Annotated in this window: 18 protein-coding genes; 12 read left to right on the forward strand and 6 right to left on the reverse strand. The window is 40.8% G+C overall.

The window, feature by feature from the left end:
- Window positions 1-266 precede the first annotated feature (266 nt).
- The 3 genes from MUN89_RS09120 to MUN89_RS09130 all read left to right on the forward strand — a co-directional run bounded on the left by MUN89_RS09120 (window position 267) and on the right by MUN89_RS09130 (window position 2,670).
- On the forward strand, window positions 267-1,490 hold the full coding sequence (locus MUN89_RS09120; protein WP_244713047.1) for an NAD(P)/FAD-dependent oxidoreductase: 1,224 nt from the start codon (window positions 267-269) through the stop codon (window positions 1,488-1,490).
- 105 nt (window positions 1,491-1,595) lie between these two features.
- Window positions 1,596-1,913 carry a YuiB family protein gene (locus MUN89_RS09125; protein ID WP_244713048.1) on the forward strand — a complete coding sequence of 106 codons (318 nt, stop codon included), beginning with the start codon at window positions 1,596-1,598 and terminating at the stop codon, window positions 1,911-1,913.
- 85 nt (window positions 1,914-1,998) lie between these two features.
- Window positions 1,999-2,670 carry a 3D domain-containing protein gene (locus MUN89_RS09130; RefSeq protein WP_244713049.1) on the forward strand — a complete coding sequence of 224 codons (672 nt, stop codon included), beginning with the start codon at window positions 1,999-2,001 and terminating at the stop codon, window positions 2,668-2,670.
- 73 nt (window positions 2,671-2,743) lie between these two features.
- Here the strand turns inward: MUN89_RS09130 and MUN89_RS09135 are convergent, their stop codons facing one another.
- Window positions 2,744-3,217: a divergent PAP2 family protein gene (locus tag MUN89_RS09135; protein WP_244713670.1), complete on the reverse strand. Its 474-nt coding sequence runs from the start codon at window positions 3,215-3,217 to the stop codon at window positions 2,744-2,746.
- A 194-nt stretch (window positions 3,218-3,411) separates the two neighbouring features.
- Between MUN89_RS09135 and MUN89_RS09140 the strand changes: the two genes are divergently transcribed.
- Together MUN89_RS09140 and MUN89_RS09145 are read left to right on the forward strand one after the other, a co-directional pair.
- The gene (locus MUN89_RS09140) at window positions 3,412-4,890 is read left to right on the forward strand and encodes a leucyl aminopeptidase (protein WP_244713050.1); all 1,479 of its coding nucleotides are present in this window, start codon (window positions 3,412-3,414) and stop codon (window positions 4,888-4,890) included.
- A gap of 119 nt (window positions 4,891-5,009) precedes the next feature.
- A complete protein-coding gene (locus MUN89_RS09145; protein ID WP_244713051.1) occupies window positions 5,010-5,252 on the forward strand; it encodes a hypothetical protein in 243 nt (80 codons plus the stop codon).
- Between the two features lie 48 nt (window positions 5,253-5,300).
- On the opposite strand, the gene deoD is transcribed toward MUN89_RS09145, so the two are convergent.
- On the reverse strand, window positions 5,301-6,011 hold the full coding sequence (gene deoD / locus MUN89_RS09150) for a purine-nucleoside phosphorylase (RefSeq protein WP_244713053.1): 711 nt from the start codon (window positions 6,009-6,011) through the stop codon (window positions 5,301-5,303).
- Between the two features lie 186 nt (window positions 6,012-6,197).
- Here deoD and MUN89_RS09155 point away from each other — a divergent pair, with 186 nt between their 5' ends.
- Both MUN89_RS09155 and MUN89_RS09160 read left to right on the forward strand, forming a co-directional pair.
- Window positions 6,198-6,686, forward strand: coding sequence for a cation:proton antiporter regulatory subunit (locus MUN89_RS09155; RefSeq protein ID WP_244713055.1), 489 nt, complete (start codon window positions 6,198-6,200; stop codon window positions 6,684-6,686).
- Window positions 6,687-6,692: 6 nt separating this feature from the next.
- Window positions 6,693-7,871 (forward strand): cation:proton antiporter, encoded by a 1,179-nt coding sequence (locus MUN89_RS09160; RefSeq protein ID WP_244713057.1) that lies wholly within the window; start codon window positions 6,693-6,695, stop codon window positions 7,869-7,871.
- A 27-nt stretch (window positions 7,872-7,898) separates the two neighbouring features.
- Here the strand turns inward: MUN89_RS09160 and MUN89_RS09165 are convergent, their stop codons facing one another.
- Entirely contained in the window at window positions 7,899-8,282 is a 384-nt protein-coding gene (locus tag MUN89_RS09165) for a kinase-associated lipoprotein KapB (RefSeq protein WP_244713059.1), read from the reverse strand.
- Window positions 8,283-8,401: 119 nt separating this feature from the next.
- Between MUN89_RS09165 and MUN89_RS09170 the strand changes: the two genes are divergently transcribed.
- Together MUN89_RS09170 and MUN89_RS09175 are read left to right on the forward strand one after the other, a co-directional pair.
- On the forward strand, window positions 8,402-8,584 hold the full coding sequence (locus MUN89_RS09170) for a hypothetical protein (protein ID WP_244713060.1): 183 nt from the start codon (window positions 8,402-8,404) through the stop codon (window positions 8,582-8,584).
- Between the two features lie 113 nt (window positions 8,585-8,697).
- On the forward strand, window positions 8,698-9,273 hold the full coding sequence (locus MUN89_RS09175) for a superoxide dismutase family protein (protein ID WP_244713062.1): 576 nt from the start codon (window positions 8,698-8,700) through the stop codon (window positions 9,271-9,273).
- Between the two features lie 462 nt (window positions 9,274-9,735).
- Here MUN89_RS09175 and MUN89_RS09180 read toward each other — a convergent pair whose 3' ends face one another.
- Both MUN89_RS09180 and MUN89_RS09185 read right to left on the reverse strand, forming a co-directional pair.
- Complete coding sequence (locus MUN89_RS09180) at window positions 9,736-10,935, reverse strand: MalY/PatB family protein (protein ID WP_318036128.1); 1,200 nt, start codon at window positions 10,933-10,935, stop codon at window positions 9,736-9,738.
- A gap of 170 nt (window positions 10,936-11,105) precedes the next feature.
- Window positions 11,106-11,459, reverse strand: coding sequence for a helix-turn-helix domain-containing protein (locus MUN89_RS09185; RefSeq protein ID WP_244713064.1), 354 nt, complete (start codon window positions 11,457-11,459; stop codon window positions 11,106-11,108).
- Window positions 11,460-11,677: 218 nt separating this feature from the next.
- On the opposite strand from MUN89_RS09185, the gene yugI reads away from it, so the two are divergent.
- Window positions 11,678-12,061 (forward strand): S1 domain-containing post-transcriptional regulator GSP13, encoded by a 384-nt coding sequence (gene yugI, locus MUN89_RS09190; protein WP_244713066.1) that lies wholly within the window; start codon window positions 11,678-11,680, stop codon window positions 12,059-12,061.
- Between the two features lie 52 nt (window positions 12,062-12,113).
- On the opposite strand, the gene MUN89_RS09195 is transcribed toward yugI, so the two are convergent.
- The gene (locus MUN89_RS09195; protein ID WP_244713068.1) at window positions 12,114-12,350 is read right to left on the reverse strand and encodes a DUF378 domain-containing protein; all 237 of its coding nucleotides are present in this window, start codon (window positions 12,348-12,350) and stop codon (window positions 12,114-12,116) included.
- 143 nt (window positions 12,351-12,493) lie between these two features.
- Here MUN89_RS09195 and MUN89_RS09200 point away from each other — a divergent pair, with 143 nt between their 5' ends.
- Both MUN89_RS09200 and MUN89_RS09205 read left to right on the forward strand, forming a co-directional pair.
- Complete coding sequence (locus tag MUN89_RS09200) at window positions 12,494-13,660, forward strand: iron-containing alcohol dehydrogenase (protein WP_244713070.1); 1,167 nt, start codon at window positions 12,494-12,496, stop codon at window positions 13,658-13,660.
- 145 nt (window positions 13,661-13,805) lie between these two features.
- A complete protein-coding gene (locus MUN89_RS09205; RefSeq protein ID WP_244713072.1) occupies window positions 13,806-15,152 on the forward strand; it encodes a glucose-6-phosphate isomerase in 1,347 nt (448 codons plus the stop codon).
- The last annotated feature ends 23 nt before the right edge of the window (window positions 15,153-15,175 follow it).

Genomic DNA, 15,175 nt, shown 5'->3' on the forward strand with positions numbered 1-15,175 from the left:
TCTATCATAAATGAAAGAATCAAGGGGAATGATGTGTTATGAAAGCCTTTACGTAACTATGGAAAAGTGGCATTTTTCTGATAAATGAGTTATGGGTTGAAAAGAGGTAAAAAAAGGTCTAAGATGGAGACTAGAAAAAACTTTTTACGATATTGTGACATATACTTTTACAATCTGACAGGCTTTTTTTTATGTGAAAGTGTGTGAAACCAGTCACAAAGATGAGCTTTTGGGTAATTAAATACTTGGAGATGGAAGTGATAATCATGAAGAATCCTAACATTGTCATTCTTGGAGCTGGTTACGCTGGACTAATTACAGCAGTAAAGCTTCAAAAAAGTCTAGGTGTGAACGAAGCAAACGTAACTTTAGTGAATAAGCACAGCTATCACTATCAAACCACCTGGCTTCATGAAAACGCAGCTGGAACGCTGCATCATGATCGTACGCGTATTCAAATTAAAGATGTCATCAACACAAGCAAGATTAACTTTGTTCAAGATACGGTTACTGGTATCGATCCTCAGCAAAAATCCATTACACTAGAAAACGGACAGCTTGATTACGATTATCTCGTCATCGGTTTAGGGTTTGAAGCTGAAACATTCGGAATTACCGGATTAAAGGAAAACGCCTTTACGATCAGTAATATCAATACGGCTCGTTTGATCCGTCAACATATCGAATATAATTTTGCGAAATACAATAATGAGACTGAGAAGAAACAGGAGCGTTTGAACCTTGTAGTCGGTGGAGCAGGTTTCACAGGAATTGAATTTGCAGGGGAACTTGCTAATCGTGTGCCTGAACTGTGTAAGGAGTACGATATTCCTTGCGAAAAGGTTCGTATCATCACTGTAGAGGCAGCCCCAACAGCACTGCCGGGATTTGATCCGGAACTTGTGGAATATGCTATGAATCGCCTTGAAGCAAAAGGTGTGGAATTCAAAATTGGTGCCATGATTAAGGAAGTTACAGAGGACAAGCTTATCTATGAAAAAGATGAGCAGCGTGAAGAAATTCCAACAAACACTGTTGTATGGGCAGCCGGAGTTCGAGGCAGTTCTCTTATTGAACAAGCAGGATTTGAAAGCAATCGCGGCCGGGTAAAAGTTCGCAAGGATCTTCGTCCAAATGAATACGATGACGTGTTTATTATTGGAGATTGTGCTTTAATGATCAACGAAGAGACAGAACGCCCATATCCGCCGACAGCCCAAATCGCTATTCAAATGGCAGAAAATACTGCGGCTAATCTGAAGCGTTTAATCCATGGCAATACTCATCTCGAATCCTTCACTCCTGACCTTAAAGGAACAGTGGCTTCTTTAGGAAGTAAGGATGCTATCGGGGTAGTATTTGGAGATAAAAAATTGTTTGGCTGGTCAGCATCTGCTATGAAAAAGGTCATTGACAACCGCTATCTGCTGAAACTAGGCGGAGTAGGCCTTGTGCTTAAAAAAGGAAAGCTTAATTTCCTAAATCTCTAAGAGTGGGATTAACTAGCAAAGACAGCCTGGCTGTCTTTGCTTTTTTTATGGAGGAATAATAAAATAATGAAAGGTCTTACATAGAAAGTAATAGGGGGAAACGTATTGAACATCGTACAGTTTATCGTTTCTATTGTACTGTTTTTCGTCTTGTTTTTTGGAATAGCATTTCTCTTAAATATGATTCTTCGCTCATCATGGCTTCTCGCGTATGTGTATCCCATTATTGTACTGTTGATTGTCGATGACTTTAAATTTACACAGTACTTTACTGATCCTGGCTTTGCTTTTCCTGAAGTGTTTGGACACCTGGTAAATTTACAGGTTGTTGATATTTTTATCTTATTAAGCGGCTTTCTCGGTACGATCGGTGCAGGGTTAGTGATTCGCTTTCTTCGTAAAAGCGGTTACCAAATGTTTTAATAACAAATCAAAGGCTGCCGTGCGCAGCCTTTTTTTGAATAATATTGTAATAGGTTGGACATGATGACATCGAGAGGTGAGGATCATGAAAAACCAATCGAACCAGTTATTAATAAGCGGTTTAATCGTGGCATCTATTTATAGTACCCTTACTAACCTTTCTAATTTATCCATCACGGATCTAGATGATTGGTTGTCTGGGGATTTTAAAGCCGCTTCTCTTCAAGGTGCGATGGCATTAAGGGATAAAGCACAGACTGAAAAGACAACAAACAGTGGAAAGGCCGTTCCGACTTCTTCAGTAAGTGAATCTATATCTCTTTCTGATAGCCTGGATCTATCACAATTCCCAAAGAAGACAGTAGTGGCTACAGGTTACACAGCTGGTAAAGAGTCTACGGGAAAAACGAAAGAGCATCCGCAATATGGCATAACATTTTCAGGGGTTCCAGTTAAACGCGACTTGTATTCTACAATTGCCGCAGATCCAAAGGTTTTTCCGATAGGTACCGTACTATTCATACCGGATTATGGCTATGGAGTGGTGGCAGATACTGGCTCAGCGATTAAAGGAAACAAGATTGATCTTTATTACCCCACAGTTGAGGCTGTGTACCAAAATTGGGGGAAAAAGAAGCTGAATGTGTACGTTGTGAAAAAGGGGAAAGGTTCCCTTACTAAAGAAGAACTCGAGCATCTTAATGATAATGAAGCGATGCAAGTCTTCCGAAGTCAAATTTTAAAAGAAAAGAAATAAGAGGAGCCTGAATTCAGGCTCCTCTTATTTCTTTTGGGCATAAAACCATGCCGTTACGAAAGCTTTCTCTTTTCTAAATAAGAGTGTGCAGAAGAATAGAAAGTAAAATTCCGGTGAGTCCTCCGAAAAAGACTTCGATCGGCTGATGCCCCAATAATTCTTTTAATTCCTTTCTCTTTTGAAACTCTTCTTTGTTTCCCCATTCCTTTGCTTCATCTACAAATCGTTGAAAGTCCTTTAAAAGAATATTAAGCATGATTGCTTGTTCACCTGTCTGCCGGCGCACTCCGGTAGAATCGAACATAACGATAATAGTAAAAACACAAGCGACAGCAAATACTGACGAATCAAAGCCGTGTTCTAACCCTACGCCTGTGGCAAGTGCAGTGACAGCAGCAGAATGACTGCTGGGCATACCCCCGGTGCTGAAAGCAAGACCGGGTACGAAATCCCTTGAAGCGATAAATTGAATTGGAACTTTTACGATTTGAGCAAAGAAGATAGCGGTGATTGACGCCCACAGGGGAAAATTATGCAGCAAATCCATCGGCATTAAGACATCCTTTCAGCCATTTAATAAAGAGATAACGATCCGCCATTCATTAGAAAGTATGTAGTGGCTTGTATGTATATCATATCACATGAAGAAAGTTGACGTCCTTAGAAAAATCGTGTAAATCACGTAAAGGAAGTAAAGAAACAGCAACTTCTGTATAATAGAACGGTGGAGGTGTTGGAAAGATGTATGAGATTAGAAAAAATGTAATGGATCAAGATCAAGCTCTCATTGTAGGAATATTTTCCGAAAATAAACTCAATCAAACCATTTTTGACGAGCTTGATGAAAAGTTTAACGGATTACTTGCGGAGTACATAAAAGCAGGGGATATTTCGACGAATTATAAAGAAATCTCAAAGGTGATGAGCTTTGGTAACATTCCCGCGAAACAAATTTACTTTCTAGGTTTTGGTCAGGCAGGGAAATTGGACCGTAACCGGTTCCGCAGAGCCTATGGTGCTTTGTTTAAACAACTTCAAAAAGACGGGGTTACACGGCCAGCCGTTTCCTTAATGAATGTTGAATCCGTAATTCCTGCAGAGGAGTGTGCAGAAGTAATGGCAGAAGCCCTAACTACTGCTACGTACACCCTTAAACATTTTAAAACGGATAACCGTAAAAATGCAGAGAAGATTGAATCAGTGGCCCTGATTTGTTCAGAAGAAGCGAATCGTGTTCTTTCCGCAGCTGAGAAAGGACGCGCTATAGGTGAAGGGATCAATTCGGCCAGACATTTAGTCCATCTGCCGGCAAATATGCTTACTCCTTCCGAAATGGCTGAGTACGCGAAGACCATTGCAGCAGACTATGGGATGGAGATCGAAGTGATCGACAAATCCCAAATGGAAAACATGGGGATGGGGGCACTTCTAGCAGTAAATCAAGGGTCCGCTGAGCCTCCGAAGGTTATCGTGTTAAAATATCAAGGACTTCCTGAATGGAGCAATGTTACGGCGTTTGTAGGAAAAGGAATCACCTACGACACGGGAGGCTACTCGATTAAATCTAAAACAGGTATGCCAGGCATGAAAGGGGATATGGGTGGAGCAGCGGCAGTACTCGGAGCTATGGAGACAATCGGCCGTCTAAAACCGAAGCAGAATGTCCTTGCTGTTATTCCTTCATCAGATAACATGATATCAGGGTCTGCTTTTAAGCCTGATGACGTCATTACTTCGCTTAGTGGGAAAACAATTGAAGTGTTGAATACCGATGCAGAAGGAAGGTTAGCTCTTGCAGATGGTATCACTTTAGCCAAACAAAGAAAGGCCAGCAGGTTAATTGACGTAGCTACACTCACAGGAGGAGTGGTGACAGCTTTAGGCTCCTGGATGACGGGGGCTATGACGAATCATGAGGAATTCTTTAAGGAACTCCAGAAAATGGGCGAATTTATGGGAGAACCGATCTGGCAGCTGCCTTATAATGATGATTACAAGGCTCAAGTGAGAAAAAGCAATATTGCTGATTTGAATAATTCCCCCACGAGAAAAGCACACCCTATTATGGGTGGGGCTTTTATCGGTGAATTTGCAGGAGAAACTCCATGGATCCATCTTGATATTGCCGGTACTTCAGAAGCGGATTCCCCGCATGATTTAGGACCAAAAGGCCCGACTGGAGTCATGGCTAAAACGTTAGCTGCTTATATTCTCAAATAAAGGATGAAGAATAACACGCACCCGGCATAGTCCGGGTGCATTTTTGTCTTGGGAAGAAAGGCACACTTTCTTTGGGAGCGGTATAGGATACAAGGAAGAACGACGCAGAGGAAGTGGTTATGATCGATCAGCCTGTATTTCTGAACAAAGATGAGCCTGACAGGAAGACACTGAGAACAACGCCATCGTTAAGTCAAGAACTAATTAAAGCGGTAGGAACTCATATGATTGTACAAACGGTTGATCATATGTATATAGGGAAATTAGAGGAATGTACAAAGGGGTTGATTTACATGAGAATTGGTGATCGGGTGCTGATGATTAGTGTCAAGAACATCGTAAATATCTTTCCAAAACCATAAGAAACCCGTTACTATATAGAGTAACGGGTGATCAATTTCTGAATTTACTTAATCTTTAACTGCAGCTTCAAGAGCAACCTCAATCATCTCATTGAAAGTAGTCTGACGTTCTTCTGCAGAGGTTTCCTGTCCGGTAAGGATGTGGTCGCTTACGGTCAAAACGGACAAGGCCTGCCGTCCGAATTTGGCAGCTAGTGTATAAAGCGCAGTAGTCTCCATCTCAACAGCGAGAACATTATAATTAGCTAACAGATTAAAAGTATCCATAGCGTTATCCCGATAAAAGCTGTCACTCGTAAAGACATTTCCAACGCGTAATTTTAATCCTTTTTCAAGTCCGGAATCATAAGCATTTTTTAATAACTCGAAATCAGCAGTTGGGGCAAAATCTATCCCGCCAAATACCATCCGGTTCATTTGAGAATCTGTAGTTGAAGTCGAAGCAAGAATCACGTCCCGGACTTCAACGTCCTTTTGCAGGGCACCGCACGTCCCAACGCGAATTAGTTTTTGTACATCAAAGCTTTCCATTAGTTCATTAATATAAATGGAAATGGAAGGAACACCCATTCCAGTACCTTGGACGGAGATGCGTTCTCCTTTGTATGTACCAGTATAGCCGTACATACCACGGACTTCGTTATAACATACAGGGTTTTCAAGAAAATTCTCGGCAATGTATTTCGCTCTCAACGGGTCCCCGGGTAAAAGGATTTTATCGGCAATGTCTCCATGATTGGCTCCAATATGTGTTGTCATTTCATAAACCCCCTTGTAATATTCAGGCTATTTTAAATTACCATACAGAAAGAAAGAAAACAAACACTGCTGGGATCAGGCTCCTGCCAACACACCTTCGGAAAAAGAAGGGTACAATAACATAACCGTGCAAATGCTAAGCGGGAGAAAAGAACGGAAAATAGTGAAACGGAAAGGTGTGTTCGTATGAATATTTCCATATCTAAACTTCCTGGGATCGGCCAGAAAATATCATTAATTACCGGTGAAGACAGCATGCTTGTCTTAATTGTGCACCATACTGGCAAGCGGGAGCTTTATTTCTTTGAAGATGCGGATAGTGAAGAAGCTGACTTTGCCATGGATTTAACCTCTGATGAAACCCGGGAATTAGGTGCACAGCTTCTCGGGGCGACTTACCAGCCTGTAGATGCAGATAAGTTAAAAATTTTCAAGAATCAAATTGTTATTGATTGGGTGGAACTAAAAGAAAAGTCGAGTATCGCGTATCAAACTATTGAAGAGTCTGAAATTAGAAACCGTACAGGAGCGACCATTATTGGAATCGTAAAAGGAGACGAAACAATTGCTATACCGGAAGCAGACACACGGCTGCAGCCCGGAGATGTCATTATGACTATCGGAAAACAAGATCAAATTGACAGCTTGTCCGCTTTGTGCAAAGGAGAGGAATGATGCCCCGTGCCTACTGATATTCCAGCTCTGCTCGGAGCAGGACTACTCCTGCTTTTAATTTTCTACTTAGGTTTCTTGAGTATAAAAATAAAGTTTCCTAATGTCATTTTATTTATCCTGCTTGGCATAGGGCTGACAAAATTAATGGACGACAGCGAATTATTACATTTTGCAAGTGAAATAGGAATTGTCCTCTTATTTTTCCTCCTTGGACTTGAATTTAATATAAGCAGACTGGGTGGGATCGCTAAACGGATTCTTCCTGCTGGACTTCTTGATGTTGTCTTGAGCCTTGGCGTCACTACCGGAATTGCACTGTTATTCGGCTTGAGTTTATATTTAAGTTTTCTTATTGGCGGGATAGCTTATGCCACAAGCTCATCGATTACCGCAAAGCTGTTAGATGACCGAGGCAGGATGGCGAACAGAGAAACGGAGTTCATGCTTGCTATACTTATTTTCGAAGATCTTTTTGCACCGTTAATTGTTGCCATTCTTATTGGCATTCATTCGGGTGAAGAAGTTACGGGATACATGTTCCTTATCTTATTCGGAAAAATCGTCGGGCTTGCTTTGCTCGCTATTTTATTAGGAAAAACTTTGTTTAAACGCTTTGAATCCTTCCTTGACCGCATTGATGATGAAGAGTTTAAAATTGCATTACTCATCGGGATTGCTCTGGCTTATGGTGGACTAGCCTTATATCTCGGTCTTTCTGAAGTACTGGGGGCATTTTTGGCGGGCATGATGCTGGCGGAGGTAGGGAAAATTGAAAAGATAGACCAAACTGTTTTCCCAGTGAGGGATTTAATGCTTCCTTTGTTTTTTGTGTACTTCGGAACTACGATTAAGCTGGGGGATGGAGTACCTATGGCCTGGATGCTAGCAGTAGTCGTTCTCTGGTCAGTCATTTCTAAAGTATTAGTAGGAGTCTGGGGAGGTCCGATGTTTGGGCTGTCTAAGCGTGCTTCTCTTCGAGGTGGACTTTCCTTATGTGCCAGAGGCGAGTTCTCAGTCGTTATCGCAAGTGTCGCTACAGGAACGATGAAGGTATTCAGCGGATTATTTATTGTGGCAGCTGCTTTTATAGGCATGCTGCTCTTTGAACAAGCTTCCAACGTTACGAATAAGATCTACGGTAAACCTGAAAAAAAGAAGAAGCGGTTAAAAGTGCCAGGCAATTAAAAAACCCTTCTCACGTAGGAAGGGTTTTTAATTGAAATATTGTTTTTCCAGATCATGGACCTGTTTTAAAGCATGAGCGTTAAATTCAGTTTCCCGCCTTGTCAGCTTCTCTTTCAGCTTGGCGACTGATTCTTTTAAGGATTGTTGATAATCAGGGATTTCATCATGATAAGGGTGTACAGCTTCCTTCTGGACATTGGCTTTTTCGTGAAAACTCAATGCCTTTCTTTGATGAAAAAAAACTTCTTCTGTTTTTCCAGGATTATGTAAGTCGCCTTGCATCGGATGTTTATCGACCGCGAGTACTTTAACTAAATAATGGCGGTTTCGATCTTCCACAATTTCTCCTAGATAAATGCCTGATTTATAATGAGCCTTTACCTGGTCTCCCGGCTGAAGTGAATGGCTCATAGAATCACCTCCTACTATTAATTGTATCAGAGAAGATCAGCTTATAGAAATAAACAAGGGGTGCTTTTGCATGGGAATATTTGATATAATAAAAGCAGAAAGAAGGGTGTGATGCTTCTATGATGGAATTCTTGTACTTTCCGGAAGATAAGTCAGAATATATTCCAGCCATAATTTCCTTATTAATATTTGTGGTGGGGGCAGTGATCACGATGTATATCATTGTGAAAGCTTCCCGTAAACAAGAAAGAAAGTCAGACGAAAATTATCAGACACCTGCAAATCAGGAGCAGAAGAATTAGTTGGACCACGCTTTTAGTTCATATAAAGCGTGGTTTTTTGATGCCGTACGCTGCTGATAAATCTTAAGATATTGGGAAAACTACCGTAAGAAATCGCAGAACGGAGGCTTTCCATGAAAATACGTACGGCTGCTTTGATGTTCATTTTATTGGTAAGTGGTTGTAATGCAGATCAGCGTTCCCCTTTGGAGTCATCTTTTTATAATGGTGCTGGAGACAAAATAGGCACGGCTACTTTAAAAGAAATGCCAGAAGGAGTTCAGGTGAAAGTGAAGGTCGAGGGTTTAGATCCAGGGCCCCATGCGATCCATGTCCATGAGTTTTCAAAATGTAAAGGGCCGGATTTTATCAGTGCGGGCAACCATTTTAATCCTGACTCGAAGCAGCATGGGTTAATGAATGCCGAAGGCGCACATGCTGGAGATCTCCCTAATATCGAAGCGGATTCAAGTGGAATGGCCCAAGCAGAGCTTATGCTCAGCGATGCTACTTTAAAAGACAGTCAGAAGTCACTGCTTCGTAAAGAGGGAACTTCCCTGGTGATTCACAGTGGAGTCGATGATGGATTAACACAGCCCGCAGGAAATTCTGGAGAGAGAATCGCTTGTGCTAAGATTACATTAGATGCAGATCAGAATGAAACAAGCGATCCAACTGAACCTATGGAGAAACAAAAGAAAAGCAAATAACACCAGGAGAGGTCATTATCTTATGAAAACCCATGCAGATCTTAGGGAATTTCTTCCGCTTATTTTCATAAGAAATATAAAGAACTGGGAAAATAGTGTTTCAGACATAATAATATCCGAATGAAGGTGAACTTATTAGGATAAGATTTCACCATCATTCGGATTTTTCATGGCAGATGATCTTCAAATTTCAATGAGCTGAAGGCATGTCCTCTTCCCCAGAAAATCTTCCTCAGATTAAGGGGATGATGGTAGCATAGGAGATGCAGGTCTTAATCAAACTTCCTTTACCTGCGTACACTCCTCAGGAAGCAAAGACTACTTGTATGATGTGCCGTTCATGCTGAAGCATTCGCGCATTTTATACTGGTGAACACGAACCTTCGGTGGTTCCGGAATATCCCTGCCCATCAATGTTAGTCTCAAGAGGGAATGCTATTAATCATGGCCCAGCCTCTTCATTTATTCTATTTCTTTAACTGCATTGATTATCCGGTTCGTTCCTTCCACAATCAGGTCTTTAGGCGCAGCGATATTCAATCTCATAAATCCATTCCCTTCTTCACCGAAGGAGGCGCCGTCATTAAGACCAACTTTTGCATTTTTTTGCATGAATTTTTTGAGTTCTGCTTGTGTAAAACCAAGTTTTCGGCAGTCCATCCAAAGCAAGTAGGTTCCTTCAGCTGGTAGAATTCGAATGGATTTTGTTTCTTTTTCAAATCGTTCAGTTACATAGTCACGATGAGCTTCTAAAGTGTCGAGCAATTCCTCAAGCCAGTCATCTCCATCTTTATAAGCGGCTTCTAAAGCAGTAATTCCGAGTGTGTTTAACATGTGGATGCCCTGTTGTTTAAATTGGTTCATGACCGGTTCTCGCAAAGATTTATCCGGGGTAACTAAATAAGATACTTGAAGCCCTGCTAAATTAAACGTTTTAGTAGGAGAAAGACAAGTAATCGTCATCTTCTTCATTTCTTCGGAAAGTGAGGCGATTGGAATGTGTTTATTTGGTTTGAAAACAAGATCTGCATGGATCTCATCAGCGATAATTTTTACGTTATGTTTAACACAAATGTCACCCATCTTCATGAGTTCTTCTTTTGTCCAGACCCTGCCGACAGGATTATGAGGGTTGCATAGAATAAATACCTTCACTTCATGTTCAATAATCTTTTGTTCAAAGTCTTCAAAATCAATTCGGTATTGATCGTTCTCGAGCTTGAGCTGATTTTTTACAAGAGTTCGCTCGTGTTCGTTGACGACCGAATAAAACGGCGGATAAACAGGTGTTTGAATTAATATGGCGTCTGCTTTTTCAGTCAGTGCTTGAATAATCATATGCAAACTAGGAATAACTCCAGGGCTGTAGGAAATCCAATCTCCATCCACTTTCCAATCGTGTCGGCGTTCCAGCCAGCTTACGATATAATCCCTAAATAGATGATCGGCAACCGTGTAGCCGAATATTCCGTGGGAGACCCTTTCCTGCAAGGCCTCTGTAACAGCTTGTGGAGTTTTAAAATCCATATCTGCTACCCACATAGGAAGGACATCTTTGTCCTGGTAAAGTTCTTCAGCCATGTCCCACTTGACGGAGCGTGTGCCCCTGCGGGGAATTACTTCAGTAAATTGGCTCATCATGATCCCTCCAACATTATTCATTATCTCTTCTTATCATATCGAATCTTATGTTTGGTGAGAAATATGCTGTTTATGTTTTAAAAGCAAAAAAAAAGCAAAGCGATCGATCCGCTTTGCTCACACAGGGGGAATACGAGAAAGTCTTACAATACTAGTAATAACCCTTAATCTATATTTCTAAACCTATTAATTTATTTTTTTTCAGTTTCTAATCCATAAAGTAAATTCATAGCTTTTAAAACATCACGTTCAGAGAAATCCTTTGCTTTCTTTAAAATGAGTTTTGAGCGCTTAATTCCAATCGCAAAAATTAAATCTTCAAGCTCTTTGTCGATTTGATGATCCTCTTTCTCAAACTCCATTAATTCAGATGCAGGAATGTCCAACACGGTAGAAATCTTTAATATCGTATCGAGTTCAGGCTCCACTTCGTCTTTTTCATAGCTTTCGAGACGATGTACTCCGATCCTTGCCTTTAATGCAAGGTCTTCCAATGAAAAATTTTTCATAGTACGATATTTGCGAATATTCTCACCAATAGACATCTTCATTCCTCCTTCACTCTTTTCTAAATTATACCATGGGAAGAAGTTCACCATCTAAAAGGTTTTTGAATATTTAAGCACAATTCTTTACATTGTATGTGGATGCTTCATACTAAAGCACTTATTTTCTTTGAAAGCTTTGCTAATTCAATTGAACTGTGGTAAAATCATTAATTGCGTGAAATGAAGCGAATAATATATATCAGGAGTTGTATAGCATGTCAGATAAGTTTCAAGAAGGTCAAGTAATAGAAGGAAAAGTAACAGGAATTCAACCTTATGGAGCGTTTGTTGCCCTGGATGATCAAGTACAGGGTCTTGTCCATATTTCTGAAGTCACTCATGGGTTTGTTAAAGATATTAACGAACATCTAACAGAAGGCGATGAAGTAAAAGTTAAGATTCTTAACATTGACGAAGAGAGCAATAAATATTCTCTTTCCATCCGGGCGACTCAGGAAGCTCCAAAAAAAGAAAGCCGTCCTCGCAAACAGGCAGCACCAAAGCAGCAGGAAGAATCTGCGGCTGGGTTCAATACGTTGAAGGATAAGCTTGAAGACTGGATCAAACAATCAGATGATCGTGAGAAATATCGTAATTAGCAGGAAAAACCCGGCAGCTGCTGCCGGGTTTTTTTGTTTCAAAACTGTCAGGTTACTTTGTCGATTCTGCAGTCGCTTCATCATAATCAGCTGCAGGCGAAAAGTAAAGGGAAATTGCGATAAGTCCACTGATACCTACAAGTGTATAAATGACACGAGCGAAAGCTCCGCTTTGCTCTCCACCACCGAATAGCGCTGCAACAAGGTCATATTGGAATAAACCAATTAATCCCCAGTTGATGGCACCGATGATAATCAGCAATAGAGCTGTACGTTGAATCCAGTTCATGTTTTAACCCTCCTGTATTAGTAATAAATCACTCATAGCTTAAACTATAGTTAGAAAAATATACATGAGGCATTATTTTTGAGAACTGAAAGCATTTCCGAGATAATATTAAACGAAAGTCAGGAAATGAGAGGAGCAATAAGATGGATGCATTTACTTTTCAAAATCCGACAAAGTTAATCTTCGGTAAAAACCAAGTCGAAAAATTACAGGCAGAACTTCCTGAAAACACAAGCAAGGTGCTTTTAGTATACGGAGGGGGAAGTATAAAACGGAATGGTCTTTATGATCAGGTGATTAAACAGCTCCAGCAGGCAGAGGTCGAAGTAACTGAACTTGGAGGAGTAGAACCAAACCCAAGGTTAAGCACTGTAAGAGAAGGTGTGGACCTGTGTAAGCGTGAAAACATTGATTTTATTTTAGCAGTTGGCGGTGGAAGTGTAATTGATTGTTCAAAAACTATTGCTGCCGGTGCTAAATATGATGGTGATGCGTGGGATCTTGTTACGAAAAAAGCCACCCCTGATGGCGCTCTTCCCTTTGGTACTGTACTCACTCTGGCAGCTACAGGTTCTGAAATGAACGCAGGAGCTGTCATTACGAATTGGGAAACAAATGAAAAATACGGGTGGGGTTATGCCCCTTATACATTTCCTAAATTCTCCATACTTGATCCTCAAAACACAATAACGGTCCCGCGTGACCAAACTGTTTATGGGATCGTTGATATGATGAGTCATTTATTTGAACAATATTTTCACAACCCAACTGATTCCATCGTTCAAGATGAGATGGTTGAAGGTGTACTGCGTGCTGTGATTGATACCGCTCCTAAATTACTGGAAAACCTGGAGTCATATGAACACCGTGAAACGATCCTTTATGCTGGTACCATTGCATTAAACGGTATGCTTCAAATGGGCTACCGCGGGGATTGGGGAAGCCATAATATTGAACATGCCGTTTCTGCAGTGTACGATATCCCTCATGCTGGTGGCCTTGCTATTCTGTTTCCTAATTGGATGACGCATAACCTGGATGTGGATGAAAAACGTTTTGCACGAATGGCGGAAAAGGTCTTCCGCGTTAATAGGGAAGGAAAAACAGATCGACAAACAGCGGAAGAAGGTATTGCAGCCCTTCGTTCCTTCTGGTCATCAATTGGTGCTCCATCCGCGCTTTCAGATTACCAAATTGGTGAAGATAAGTTCGATTTGATTGTTGAGCGTTCCATGAACCGTGGAACATTTGGCAATTTTACTAAACTTGAAGGAACTGATGTTGAAAAAATTCTAGAAATGTCGAAATAACACTTTATTAGTAGAGATGCGGGGAAATCCCGCGTCTCTTTTTTAATTGTATCCGGTTACAATCTTCTGTTTTCTTGATTTGCTGACGAGGTTTCGATAAAGTGAAATTGGCTTACTTAAATTATTTACAAATGGAGGAGAATTAATGACACATATTCGTTTTGATTATGAAAAAGCTTTGCCATTCTTTGAAGAGCATGAACTGGAATATATGCAGGGTACAGTTTCCCTCGCGCACCAGGCATTGCATGAGGGAACGGGAGCGGGAAATGATTTTCTCGGCTGGCTCGACCTTCCTGAAAATTATGATAAAGAAGAGTTTACCCGCATAAAGCAAGCAGCTGAAAAAATCAAATCGGATTCCGATGTTCTGCTGGTCATTGGTATTGGCGGATCTTATCTTGGTGCTCGTGCAGCAATTGAAATGCTGAACCACAGTTTTTATAATGTACTCGCCTCAGAACAAAGAAAAACACCTCAAGTATTCTTTGTCGGCAACAGCATTAGTGCTCCTTACATGAACGAACTCTTTGATGTATTAGAAGGAAAAGACGTCTCAGTAAATGTGATTTCAAAAAGCGGTACAACTACGGAGCCTGCAATTGCGTTCCGTGTATTCCGTAAATTTCTCGAAGACAAATACGGTAAAGAAGAAGCTAAAAATCGTATTTATGCTACTACGGACAAAGAAAAAGGGGCACTTAAAACCCTTGCTTCAGAACAAGGCTATGAAACCTTTGTCGTTCCTGATGATGTTGGCGGCCGCTATTCTGTATTGACTGCGGTTGGGCTGCTTCCTATTGCAGCGAGTGGCATTGATATTGACGAAATGATGAATGGAGCACAGCAGAGCCGCAATGAGCTTGGCTCAGAACAATTGAAAGACAACCCAGCTTACCAGTATGCAGCAGTCAGAAATGTTTTATATAATAAGGGAAGATCCATTGAAATGATGGTTAATTATGAACCATCATTACAGTATTTTTCTGAGTGGTGGAAACAATTATTCGGTGAAAGCGAAGGAAAAGACCAAAAAGGAATCTTTCCTGCTTCTGCTAATTTTTCTACGGATCTACATTCTCTCGGTCAATACATTCAGGATGGCAGAAAGCAGCTGTTTGAGACAGTTATTCACGTTGAATCACCTAGCTCTGACATGAAAATTGAGGAAGATGAACAAAACCTGGATGGACTGAATTATTTAGCAGGAAAGACTGTTGATCAAGTAAATGAAAAGGCATACCAAGGCACGATGCTTGCTCATACGGACGGTCAAGTGCCAAATCTAATTGTTCATATTCCAAAACGGGATTCCTTTACATTTGGTTATCTTGCCTACTTTTTTGAGAAAGCATGTGCAATTAGTGGATATATTTTAGGAGTTAATCCATTTGATCAGCCAGGGGTCGAAGCATATAAGAAGAATATGTTCGCCCTGTTAGGGAAACCAGGTTTTGAAGAAGAGAAAAAGCAATTAGAGCAACGCTTATAATCCTTTCCTCAGACATCCATATA

Origin of the sequence: Halobacillus salinarum (assembly GCF_022919095.1) — a bacterium.
GTDB classification, from domain to species: Bacteria; Bacillota; Bacilli; order Bacillales; family Halobacillaceae; genus Halobacillus_B; species Halobacillus_B salinarum.